General features: G+C 68.8%; 12 protein-coding genes. 4 read left to right on the forward strand and 8 right to left on the reverse strand.

What is annotated here, in order from left to right:
- Positions 1–32: 32 nt before the first annotated feature.
- Positions 33–1,640, forward strand: a complete 1,608-nt coding sequence (locus tag N536_RS0118660) for a 4-coumarate--CoA ligase family protein (RefSeq protein ID WP_029114995.1) — start codon at positions 33–35, stop codon at positions 1,638–1,640.
- On the opposite strand, the gene N536_RS0118665 is transcribed toward N536_RS0118660, so the two are convergent.
- Both N536_RS0118665 and N536_RS0118670 read right to left on the reverse strand, forming a co-directional pair.
- Positions 1,637–2,413 (reverse strand): hypothetical protein, encoded by a 777-nt coding sequence (locus N536_RS0118665; protein ID WP_029114996.1) that lies wholly within the window; start codon positions 2,411–2,413, stop codon positions 1,637–1,639. The genes N536_RS0118660 and N536_RS0118665 overlap by 4 nt on opposite strands.
- Positions 2,414–2,491: 78 nt before the next feature.
- Entirely contained in the window at positions 2,492–3,502 is a 1,011-nt protein-coding gene (locus N536_RS0118670) for a methionine synthase (protein ID WP_029114997.1), read from the reverse strand.
- Positions 3,503–3,547: 45 nt separating this feature from the next.
- On the opposite strand from N536_RS0118670, the gene N536_RS0118675 reads away from it, so the two are divergent.
- Positions 3,548–4,201, forward strand: a complete 654-nt coding sequence (locus N536_RS0118675; protein WP_029114998.1) for a sensor domain-containing protein — start codon at positions 3,548–3,550, stop codon at positions 4,199–4,201.
- Positions 4,202–4,233: 32 nt separating this feature from the next.
- Here the strand turns inward: N536_RS0118675 and N536_RS0118680 are convergent, their stop codons facing one another.
- A complete protein-coding gene (locus tag N536_RS0118680; protein ID WP_029114999.1) occupies positions 4,234–4,812 on the reverse strand; it encodes a TetR/AcrR family transcriptional regulator in 579 nt (192 codons plus the stop codon).
- 35 nt (positions 4,813–4,847) lie between these two features.
- Positions 4,848–5,264, reverse strand: a complete 417-nt coding sequence (locus tag N536_RS0118685; protein WP_051574602.1) for a hypothetical protein — start codon at positions 5,262–5,264, stop codon at positions 4,848–4,850.
- Between the two features lie 29 nt (positions 5,265–5,293).
- Here N536_RS0118685 and N536_RS0118690 point away from each other — a divergent pair, with 29 nt between their 5' ends.
- Together N536_RS0118690 and N536_RS0118695 are read left to right on the forward strand one after the other, a co-directional pair.
- Positions 5,294–6,727, forward strand: coding sequence for a PLP-dependent aminotransferase family protein (locus N536_RS0118690; RefSeq protein WP_051574603.1), 1,434 nt, complete (start codon positions 5,294–5,296; stop codon positions 6,725–6,727).
- Positions 6,728–6,786: 59 nt separating this feature from the next.
- Positions 6,787–7,491, forward strand: a complete 705-nt coding sequence (locus tag N536_RS0118695) for a cysteine hydrolase family protein (RefSeq protein WP_029115002.1) — start codon at positions 6,787–6,789, stop codon at positions 7,489–7,491.
- Positions 7,492–7,499: 8 nt separating this feature from the next.
- Here the strand turns inward: N536_RS0118695 and mnmA are convergent, their stop codons facing one another.
- The 4 genes from mnmA to N536_RS0118715 are packed head-to-tail and all read right to left on the reverse strand — an operon-like array spanning position 7,500 to position 11,472.
- The gene (mnmA, locus tag N536_RS0118700) at positions 7,500–8,564 is read right to left on the reverse strand and encodes a tRNA 2-thiouridine(34) synthase MnmA (protein ID WP_029115003.1); all 1,065 of its coding nucleotides are present in this window, start codon (positions 8,562–8,564) and stop codon (positions 7,500–7,502) included.
- Positions 8,565–8,566: 2 nt separating this feature from the next.
- Entirely contained in the window at positions 8,567–9,754 is a 1,188-nt protein-coding gene (locus N536_RS0118705) for a cysteine desulfurase family protein (protein ID WP_029115004.1), read from the reverse strand.
- A 33-nt stretch (positions 9,755–9,787) separates the two neighbouring features.
- Positions 9,788–10,639 (reverse strand): 1-acyl-sn-glycerol-3-phosphate acyltransferase, encoded by an 852-nt coding sequence (locus tag N536_RS0118710; RefSeq protein WP_029115005.1) that lies wholly within the window; start codon positions 10,637–10,639, stop codon positions 9,788–9,790.
- The gene (locus N536_RS0118715; protein ID WP_029115006.1) at positions 10,636–11,472 is read right to left on the reverse strand and encodes a GNAT family N-acetyltransferase; all 837 of its coding nucleotides are present in this window, start codon (positions 11,470–11,472) and stop codon (positions 10,636–10,638) included. Before N536_RS0118715 ends, N536_RS0118710 begins: the two co-directional genes overlap by 4 nt.
- Between the last annotated feature and the right edge of the window lie 117 nt (positions 11,473–11,589).

The raw sequence follows: 11,589 nt of genomic DNA on the forward strand, positions 1-11,589 counted from the left end.
CCCGACCGGCGACGCATGGTTCGATCGGGCCCATGAGCTTCGCGAGCCCCTTCCCAGAAGTCGACATCCCCTCCACGAGCGTTTACGAGTTCCTGTTCGGCGGCATCGAGGACGCCGACCTCGACCGGGTAGCGCTCATCGATGCGAAGTCCGGCAGGGAGACCACCTACCGCGAGTTGATCGGCCGCATCGACGCGTTCGCGGGAGCGCTCGCCGGCCGCGGCATCGGCGTCGGTGATGTCGTCGGACTGTTGTCGCCGAACAGTTCTGGCTTTGCCGTTGCCTTTCACGGCATCCTGCGGTCGGGTGCGACGGCCACCACCATCAACGCGCTGTTCACCGCGAAGGACATCGCCAAGCAGCTGACGGATTCGCACGCCAAGATGCTGGTGACCGTCACACCGCTACTGGCCCAGGCTGAAGCGGCAGCCACTGCGGTGGGATTGGCCGACGAAGACCTCGTCGTCCTGGACGGTGAGGGGCGGGACGCCACGGGTCATCCCAACGCCGCCGAACTCATGGCGCCGGGATCGCCTGCGCCCGAAGTGAACTTCGCCCCGTCCTCGCATCTGGCGGCGCTGCCGTACAGCTCCGGCACGACCGCCAATCCCAAGGGCGTCATGCTGACGCACCGCAACCTGGTGGCCAACGTGGCGCAGATCCGGCCGCTGCACGGGATGGTCGCCGACGACGCGATTCTGGCGGTGCTGCCGTTCTTTCACATCTACGGCATGACGGTACTGCTCAACGCCGCCCTGCACGCGCGGGCTCGGCTGGTGATCATGCCGAGCTTCGATCTCGGCGAGTTCCTCGGCAACATTGCGAACCACCGGTGCACCATCGCCTTCATCGCGCCTCCGGTCGCGGTGGCGCTGGCCAAACACCCGCTCATCGATTCGTACGACCTCTCGTCGCTCAACACCGTCATGTCGGGCGCCGCACCATTGGACGCCGAACTCGGCCACGCGGTCGCCGAGCGACTGGGCTGCCGCGTCGTGCAGGGCTACGGAATGAGCGAGTTGAGTCCGGTCAGTCACATCACGCCGTTCGACGGCGGGCAGTCCAACATGGGCACCATCGCCCCGCTGAGTTCGGTCGGTTGGACCGTTTCCAATGCAGCCTCGAAGCTCATCGATCCCGAGACGGGTGACGAAATCGCCATTCCCGCAGAGGGTCTCAGCGAAACCGGGGAGCTGTGGTTCAAGGGCCCCAACGTGATGGCCGGGTATCTCGGCAATGAGCAGGCCACCAAGGAAACCATCGACGGCGAAGGCTGGCTGCACACCGGCGATCTGGCCCGGGTCGACTCGAGCGGCTGCGTCTACATCGTCGACCGGCTCAAGGAACTGATCAAGTACAAGGGCTACCAGGTGCCGCCCGCCGAACTCGAGGCCGTGCTGCTGAGCCACCCCGGGATTGCCGACGCCGCAGTGATCGGCGTGAACGACGCCGAAGGCGAAGAAGTGCCAAAGGCGTTCGTGGTCAAGCAGGCTGGCGCCGAACTCGGGGAGGCCGAGGTAATGGAGTTCGTCGCCGGTCAGGTCGCACCGTACAAGAAGGTCCGGCAGGTGGAGTTCATCGAGGCGATCCCGAAGTCGGCCTCGGGCAAGATCCTCCGGAAGGACCTGCGACCGGCCTAACGCCGAACCAGTTGCGCCGCAGCCTTGCTCGCCCGCGCCTGACGGAATCCGAGCCAAGCTCCGGCGAGGGGGGCGAGGACCAGCCCCGCAAGGCCGAACAGCACACCACCGGGCTGGTACGGCGCGGCGGCCGCCCACAGCGACGACACGGCGCGTTGCAGCATCGGCTCCTCGAGCCGGACGGTCGGCGGCGGTGCGGGCGCTGGCGGCGGCGGGGCCGGGGCGGGTGTCTCCACGGGAGCGGCCGGCGAGGGCGCCTCCCTTGGCTGGCCCGAGAGGATGCCGGGCGAGCGGCCGTTGCCGACAGTCACCCGCGGTTGGGTGAACGACGAGCCGATGGAACCGGTGACCGCGGCACCGCCCGATCCGCCCCCTCCGTCGGCGGCGGGAGGCGCAGCCTGGTCCCCGGGCTGTGTCGCCGCGGACGCCCCCCGGGAAGTCGACGGTTGCCGGAAGACCGGCGTCGACCGGTCAGTCGGGGACGATCGGTTGTTTTCGGGGCTGCGTTGGTTACCGAAGGTGGGCGTCGGATCGGACGCGGCAACGCGGCCTGCGTCGCTGTCGCCACCCCGCCCGTCGGTACGGTCGACGTCGAACCTGCCGCCCCGACCTCGCTGCTGGTCGTAGCCGTCGTCGTTGCCGCGGTGGGAGCCGTTTCCGTGCCGCGAGTGGCCCGGATCAGCGGACACCACCGGGACGGTGCTGCCGGCGAACAGCACGAAGGCCGCGATCGCCCCGGCACCCGCGGCGACGCGAACGTTCGTTCGGCCCATCGTCCCTCCCCGACCCAGTGGGAAACGGCTTATCGGGTCATTCTGACATGATCGTGCGCCGCGGGCGATCACCCGTCCTCAGATTGCCGATGGATCGTCGGCAACCCCGTCGGCGACCTTCTGCGCCGACGCCAGCGCCAGGCGGGCCCATGTGGCGGTGGCGCCTGCCAATCCGCAGGCGGGCGTGATGCCGACGCGCTCGCGCAACACCGATCGCGGGAAGCCGAGGCGGTCGGTGATCGCGGCGGCGGACTTGGCGATCTCCTCGATCGACGGCCGGTGCTCCGGGTCGACCGCAGGAACCACGCCGAGCATTGCGGTCCGGCCCGAGTCGATGAACTCCCCGAGGCCGTCGAGGTCGGCGGCCACCAAGGTCGACACGTCGACGGAGATGGCATGAACGGTGCTGCGTTGCAATAACTTCCACGGCAGTTCGGACGCACAGCTGTGCAGCGCGACTTCGCCGCCGACCGTCGCCACGCACTGGTCGAGCAACGCGATGGCCACCGCTTCGTCGACCGGGTGCACCGGCGAGAAGCTCGTCACACCCGTCAGCCGACCGGCCAGCGCGGCCGGGAGCAGAGGCTCGTCGAATTGGACGACGACGGCGGCCTCCAACCGGCGGGCGAGCTCGGCCCGGTGCGCGGCCGCGCCCTCTGCCAACGACCCGGTCAGGTCACGCACCGCGCCGGCATCGGTGATGGCACGGTGTCCGCCGGGAAGCTCGAGTTGGGCAGCCAGCGTGATGGGACCGGGTGCCTGCACCTTCACCGTCCGCTCGCTGCCCCGCAGCCCGGCCTTCTCCCAGGCCTCCTCCAGGGCGTCGACGTCTTCGTCGAGCAGGCTGGCAGCACGCCGGGCCACCGCGCTGCGGCCGGTGGCGATGCGGTAACCGCGTGGCACGGTGTCGATGCCGATGTCGACGAGCAGCGCACCGCCGCGACCGATCATGTCGGCACCCACGCCGCGGGCAGGCAGCTCGACCAGATGGGTGACAGTGTGCAACTCCCCCACCACCACTTCTGCGGCCTCACGCGGAGACGAGCCGGGCCAGGATCCGATGCCGGTTGCCGCGGCGAAAATACTCACCGGCCAACAGTATTCGATGACCGTGTCCTCGCGTTACTCTCAACCATGCCCGCGTCGGCCAGGAAGCTGCTGGTGGGGTGGGCGGCGGCGTTGACGATGGCCGTCGCCGTCGCTTGCACGCACAGTGTCACGGGCAGCGCCGTCCGGTCGCCGCCGGGCATCGACGACGACTCGCAGTCGCCGGTCGACGTAGACGGCGTGCTGCTCGAGCAGGCGCAGATGCGGGCGATCACGGGCGCGGGCGACGACTTGACGGTGATCCCCAGCATGGACGGCAAGTTGCCGGTCGATATCGACCAGCTCGCCGAGGCCGTTCCGCCGCCGTGCCAGTGGTACTTCGCCGAGACCCACACGTTCGGTCCCGACGTCGAAGAGTTCCACAAGACGAGTTATCAGGACCCACCCGATGGCGCGCTGATCTCCCAGGGCGCGGCCGCGTACCGCGACGCGGGAACCGCACGCCGCGCGTTCGACGGGCTCGTCGCCCTGGTGGACGGCTGCGATTCGACGGAGATGGGGGCGACGTTCGTCGGCGACTGGACCGCGACCGGCGACTCGGTGCAGACCCGTACGGGCAGCCAATGTGGGCGCGACTACCGGCTGAAGTCCGTCGTGCTCGTCGAGGTGACGTTCTGCGCGTTCCCCGAGTCGGTGCCCGACATCGTCCTGACCAACATCTTGGCCAAGGTGCCGGGCTAAACCTTTGCGGTACAGCCGAATTGACGTCACTTTCAGTCGGTGGCGAAGAATTCGCCGACGAGAAGGTCGAGGCGCTCCGAATCGCGATCGGGACGCAGCCGTCCGCTCCGCGCGAGCGTGATCAATCCGTGCAGCGACGCCCAGAGCACTTCGGTACGGATGTCGACATCCCCGTCATCGGCGGTCGCCGCAACCACCGCACGGAGTTCGGCGAAGCCGGCCGACAACTGCTGCGGCGTTTCGGTGGTGGCGAAGTGCAACGTGGTCGTGCGGGTGAACATTGCGTCGTACAGCGTCGGATTCCGCTGAGCGAAGTCGAAGTAGGCGTGCGCGACCCGCCGCAGTGCCAGCTCGGGCGTGTCGGCGCCAGACCGGGCCTGCGCCAACGCGGCCGTCAGTTCATCGAATCCGTCGATGGCCACCGCCGCAGCGATGTCGTCCATGCTCGAAAAGTGCTTGTAGAGCACGGGCTGGCTGTACTCGATCTCCTCCGACAGCCGCCGGGTCGTGACGGCATCCCACCCTTGCGCCTCGGCGAGCCTGCGCGCGGTGGTAACGATGAGACGGCGCTGGGCTTCTCTGTCGCGGGCGCGGCGCTGCTCGATGGCCATACTCGATCATAGCACCGCTAGCGCACCTAGCGATGCTATTGAACAATCCAGCTCCGTGCGCGGCGGAGGGCATCAGACTTTTCGAACTGGTCCGCCGTCCACGTCGTGGATCGAACGGTTCCGCGACTGCCGTAGCGCTTCATGATGTCGATGTGATGGGGCAGGCCGACGAACCGCTCCAAATCGGCTTCGCTCGCCCACACCGAGATGGAACCGCTGCGCGCCGTTGCGGGCAGCGACCACAACCACAGGCCGACAGCTCCGGGCATGGCATACCAGCCCATCCGCATGCGTAGACCGTTCGCGGCGATGCCGGGCAGCTCTCGTCGGCGAAACGCCTGGAAGTCCGTGACACTGACCACGACGGAGGCGTCACCGGGGTCATGAGGACCTGGCATCCACGGCGCGATCAGTGGGGCCACCGACGCGGCGGAGGTTGTGGTTGGTTGCATGCCTATCAGCGTGCTCATACGATTGGTTCGTGTCACGGTCCAATGAGGGCTTTTCTGAACAGACCAATTCGTCCGACTCAGGGTTTCCGACGGACATCCTGCTGACGCTCGACCGGTCCGAGCGTCGGGGGTTGCGTGAGCAGCTGCAGCACCAATTGCGCTCGGCGATCCAGGACGGTCGATTGTCGGCGGGCACGCTGCTGCCACCGTCACGGCTGCTCGCTCTCGATCTCGGTATCGCACGAAGTGTGGTCGTCGACGCATACGAACATCTCGTCGCGGACGGCTACCTGGACGGCCGACAGGGCTCGGGCACCCGCGTCTTGCCAACCGCTGCACCGGCATTCACCAACCGAAGCGCCCGCTCCAAGCCCGTTCATACCGCCCGTCTCGTCGGCGGACTGCCCGACCCCGCCCTCTTTCCACGGACCGAGTGGCTGCGCCACTACCGCGTCGCGCTCAACACCGTTCCAAATGAACGGCTGGGCTACCCCGGGCCGCGTGGCGCACTGCCCTTGCGCAAGGCGCTCGCCGACTACCTCGGCCGAGTGCGCGGCGTCGCCGCCGACCCCGACCGCGTGATGATCACGGCGGGCCTGACCCAGGCCGTCGTGCTGCTCTCCCGGGCGTTGCGGCGCCGCGGCGTCGAAGCGATCGCCGTCGAGGACCCGTGTTTCGGGTTTCATCGCGAGGCGATCCTCAACGCCGGGCTGCGGGTGGTGTCGGTCCCGGTCGACGGCGACGGTATCGACGTGGCCAAGCTGGCCGCGCAGAACGTCGGGGCCGTGCTGGTGGCGCCCGCGCATTCCTATCCGACGGGAGCCGTTCTCGGTGCGGCTGGTCGCGCTGCGCTCATCGAGTGGGCTCGCGACCACGACGGGCTGATCATCGAGGACGATTACGACGCGGAGTTCCGCTACGACCGAGCACCGATCGGCGCGCTTCAGGGACTTGCGCCCGAACGCGTGGCCTACACGGGTTGTGCCAGCAAAATCCTCACTCCCGCACTGCGATTGGGTTGGATGGCGTTGCCGGGCTGGCTTGCCGAAGATGTCGACCGCGAGAAGCTGTTCGACGACATGGGAACCACGATGCTGGAGCAATTGGCGCTGGCGCGGTTCATCGAGACCGGTGGACTGACCCGGCATCTGCGTCGCGTCCGCCCGATCTACCGTCGCAGGCGCAACGCGACGCTCGAGGCCTTGTCGACGTTCCTGCCCGACGCGGTGCCTACCGGCGTCGCCGCCGGATTGCACGTATACGTGCAGCTGCCAGGTGACTGCGACGAAGGGACCCTCGTGGAGGCGGCCAATCAGCGGGGGCTGCTCATCGAGGGAGCGAGCTGGCACTTCCGCGATGCGGCCTCTGCCCCACCGGCTTTGGTGCTCGGCTACGGCGCAGTCGCCGAGCCGGCGATGCACGGTGCGCTCGCGCTGCTCGGAGAGATCTACGGAGAGCGCTAGGGTCGCAGGTGGTCGCCGCTCGGAGCGACGGTTGCGCCGTTCCCTGCCAGAATCCACGGATGAGCGCAAGGAATCCGGTCACCGTCGATGCGACGCCGTACGTCTGGCCCTACGACGGAGACATACCGCGGGACCACACGGCGCTCGTCAACATCGATTGGCAGGTCGACTTCTGCGGCGAGGGCGGCTACGTCGATGCGATGGGCTACGACCTTTCGCTCACGCGCACGCCACTGGGCCCAGCCCGCACGGTGCTCGAGGCCGCCAGGGAACTCGGCCTGTTCATCCTGCACACCCGCGAAGGGCACCGACCCGACCTGAGCGATCTGCCCGCTAACAAGAAGTGGCGATCGGCGCAGGTGGGCGCGGAGATCGGATCGCTCGGCCCGTGCGGACGCATCCTCACTCGCGGTGAGCCCGGGTGGGAGATCGTCGACGAGATGCGGCCGCTGCCCGGTGAGCCGGTCATCGACAAACCCGGGAAGGGTAGCTTCTACGCCACCGATCTTGACCTGCTGCTGAAGGCGAAAGACATTACGCACCTGATCTTTACGGGAATCACCACGGACGTCTGCGTCCATACCACGCTGCGGGAGGCCAACGACCGTGGCTACGAGTGCCTGGTCCTGTCGGATTGCACCGGAGCGACGAAGTACGCGAATCACCAAGCGGCCCTGGACATGATGACCATGCAGGGTGGGTTGTTCGGCGCGTACGCCACCAGCGCCGCGTGTCTCGATGCCTTCGGCAAGATGCGTAGCTGAGCGCGAAACTACGCGATGGTGGCGCTACCGATGACTTCGTCGCCGTCCGGGTCGGGGCGGTACAGCACCATGGTCTGGCCGGGGGCGACGCCACGCAGCGGGGTGCGCAGATCCATCACCAGCATCCCGTCGCGCAGTTCGGCCACACCGTCGGCGATGCCGCCGTGTGCGCGCACCTGTACGACGCACTCGATGGGCCCGGTGGGCGCGAATCCCGAAGTGAAGACGGGCCTCTCACCGGTCAGAGTCCGAACGTCCAGGTCGTCGGCGCTGCCGACGCGTACGGTGCCGCTCTCGGCGTCGATCCGGGTGACGTAGCGGGGCCGGCCGTCGGGCCCGGGACCCGCGATGCCAAGGCCCTTGCGCTGCCCCACCGTGAAGCCGTGCACGCCATCGTGTTCGGCCAACACGGCGCCACCGGCATCGACCACGGAGCCACGGCGCACACCGATGCGGGCGCCCAGGAACGCCTGGGTGTCACCGGAGGGAATGAAGCAGATGTCGTGGCTGTCGGGCTTCTCGGCGACGGCCAATCCGCGCTCGGCGGCCTCTTCCCGAATTCGTGGCTTGGCGGTATCGCCGATCGGGAACAGCGCATGCCGAAGTTGCTCGGCGGTGAGCACGCCCAACACGTAGGACTGGTCCTTGTCGTGGTCGACGGCGCGGCGCAGCCGGCCGTCCGACAGCCGGGCGTAATGCCCGGTGGCGACGGCGTCGAAGCCCAGCGCCAACGCGCGGGCCGAGAGCGCCGAGAACTTGATCCGCTCGTTGCATCGAACGCACGGGTTGGGGGTCTCGCCGCGGGCGTAGGACTCCACGAAGTCGTCGATCACGTCTTCCTTGAAGCGGTCCGCGAAATCCCAGACATAGAACGGGATCTCGAGGATGTCGGCGACGCGGCGGGCGTCTCCGGCGTCCTCCTTGGAGCAGCAGCCGCGGGAACCGGTGCGCAGCGTGCCGGGCGCCGACGACAACGCCAGGTGCACACCGACGACGTCGTGCCCTGCGTCGACCATGCGGGCCGCAGCCACCGACGAGTCCACGCCGCCGCTCATCGCTACCAGGACGCGCACGATTACTTCCCGTGCCCGGCGCTGGCGAGTGCGGCCTGCCGTGCGCGCTCCACCGCCGCTGGCAGCACCGCCAACGCCGCGTCGACGTCGGCCTCGGTGCTGGTGTGCCCCAACGACAGTCGTAGCGATCCGCGGGCGCTGGCCGAATCGGCGCCCATGGCGATGAGGACGTGGGACGGTTGCGCGACTCCGGCCGTGCATGCAGAACCGGTCGAGCACTCGATTCCCTTGGCGTCCAGCAACATCAACAGGGCGTCGCCCTCGCATCCGCGGAAGGTGAAGTGCGTGTTGCCCGGTAGGCGCTGCGGGCCGACGGCGCCGTTGAGGTCCACGTCGTCGATCGCGGCGAGCACGCCGTCGACGAGCCGGTCGCGCAGCGCGGAGACGCGGGTGCGATACCCGTCGAGCCCGTCGATGGCGATGCGGGCGGCGGCGGCCATGGCCGCCGCTCCTGCGACATCCGGTGTGCCGGAACGTACGTCGCGCTCCTGCCCACCACCGTGCAGCAACGGCACGCAGGCGGTGTCACGGCGCAGCACCAGGGCGCCGACGCCGGTGGGCCCGCCGAACTTGTGCGCGGCGATGCTCATCGCCGACAAGCCGCTGGCGGTGAAGTCGACGGGCAGCTGGCCCACGGCCTGGATCGCATCACTGTGCATGGGAACGTCGAATTCTGCTGCTACGGCGGCCAATTCGGCGATCGGCTGAATCGTGCCCACTTCGTTGTTCGCCCACATGACCGAGACCAGGGCGACGTCGTCGCGGTCGGCCAGCGCCTCGCGCAGTGCGGCGGCGGTGACCGAGCCGTCGGGACCGACGGGCAACCACGTCACCTCGGCGTGTTCGTGTTCGGCAAGCCACTCGACGGCGTCGAGCACCGCGTGATGCTCGATGGGAGTGGTGACGATGCGGCGCCGGCGCGGATCGGCGTCACGCCGTGCCCAGTAGATGCCCTTGACGGCCAGGTTGTCGCTCTCGGTGCCCCCGGCGGTGAAGATCACCTCGGACGGTCGGGCACCCAGCAGTTGGGCCAGCGTCTCGCGGGCCTCCTCCATGCGGCGGCGGGCCGTGCGGCCCGTGGTGTGCAGTGAGGATGCGTTGCCGACCGTCGCCAGCACGGCCGTCATCGCCTCGATGGCAGCAGGGTGCATCGGGGTGGTGGCGGCGTGATCGAGGTAGACGGCGCTCATGGCCCGCCCAGTTTACCGGCAGACCCGATGACCTCAGGCGACCAGAGCGTGCCCGCCAGCGGTGTGCACCGTCCGCGACGACGTCCCGCGCACCGCGGCCTCGCACCGCGCGGCCAGATCGCGCCGATCATCACCGGGCAATTGCAGCGATTGGACCTGTACGTGACACACCGTCAACCGGGCGGTGATCACCCGGCGCACCGACTCCACCAGCGAGTCCTCGCCGATGAAGGCCGGAACGGTGGACGGCGCACCGTCGCGGTGGTGGTAGGTCAGGCGCAGCGGCTGCACGGGCCGACCCGCGTCGACGGCGCCCTGGAACATGGCCGGCCGGAAGGGGCCGTAGGCCAGTCCGCACCAGGTGGTGCCCTCGGGGAATGCGACGACCGTCTGCCCCGCCCGCAGCCGGTCGGCGACGGCGCGCACCACGTCGGGCAACCGGCGCAGATTGGTCCGCTCGATCGGGATGACCTTCAACAGCCGGGCTAGGAAGCCAAGGGCGGGCCAGTCCACCAGGTCGGCGCGCGCGACGAAGGAGCCGGGTAGCACCGAGCCGATGGTGAAGATGTCCACCCACGACACGTGGCCGCTGACCACCAGGACGCCGCTCAGGTTGCGAATGGGGCCGCCGGACACGGTGATTCGCACGCCGAGGCAGCGCAGCATCAGGCGGCAGTAGACCCGCTGGATCCGCGACTTTCCGGGCAGCGGCATCGCGAGGAGCGGCAGTGCGGGGAACAGCATCAGCGCACACGCGATGCGTGCCGAGGTGCGTAGCGCGACGACCGCGGGACGCGACGCGTGCGAGGCGTCGCAGCGGATGCACGACGCGTCACACGACGCCCGCGGCAGCCAGGGGTTCTCGCCAAGCGCGTGGCTGCTCATCGCGACGTCCCCTCGTTCAGGTCGGTGGCTTGGGACACCGAGCGCAGCCGCTTGAGGTAGCGCACGTCGGCCTGGCGCTTGTCCAGAAGGGCGGGGAAGTCGCCGACCCCGAAGTCCGGGTCGTGTGCCGGATCGCCGCAGACCCGGGCGCCCAGCCGCAGGTAACCACGCATCAGCGGTGGGACCGCGAGGCGTGCGGGCGGGTCGATGTCGTCGAGACCCCTGCCGTCCACCATCACCGGCCGATGGGGGTGCACGACGAACTCGGAGGCATGTCTGCGCCGAACGAAGTCGCGGACGCCGCGGATTTGCGTGCCTGGCACCTCGTCCCGGCCGCCCTTGACGGGGACCGACACGCATCCGGTGACGTAGTCGTAGCCGCATCGGTCCAGGTAGGCCAGGATTCCCGCCCACATCAGCAGCACGACGCCACCGTTGCGGTGGTCGGCGCGGACCACCGCGCGGCCCATCTCGACCAGCGAAGGCCGCAGCGTGTCGAGCGCACGCACGTCGAACTCCGTCGCGGTGTATAGGCCGCCCGCGGCGATGGCGCCCGGGGGCGGGAGCATGCGGTAGCAGCCGACGAGGTCACCCGAGGTGTCTTCACGGACCAGCAGGTGATCGCAGTATTCGTCGAAGCGGTCGGCGTCACGGCCGTCGAGACCGGCACCGCTGAGCTCGAAGCCGGGTTCGGAGGTGAACACCTCGTGACGCAGACGCTGCGCGGCGTCGACGAGGGATGGGTCGGTGGACAACAGCAGGGTGTAGCGCGGCGAATCTGCGGCCACGCTGTCGGTGTCGTCAGCGGCTATGAGTACGGATGCAGTGCTCATGGCCTGACGGTCGCGGAGTCATTCGGCTCGGCGGCAATCAGGGCGTGTCGTGTTCGTGCACGCTGGGTGACGAGTTGTCGTCGGCGCTACGTCCGTGTGATTTCGGCGTGCTCCGTC

The sequence above is a fragment of the Mycobacterium sp. URHB0044 genome, assembly GCF_000620625.1.
In the GTDB taxonomy this organism is placed as follows: domain Bacteria; phylum Actinomycetota; class Actinomycetes; order Mycobacteriales; family Mycobacteriaceae; genus Mycobacterium.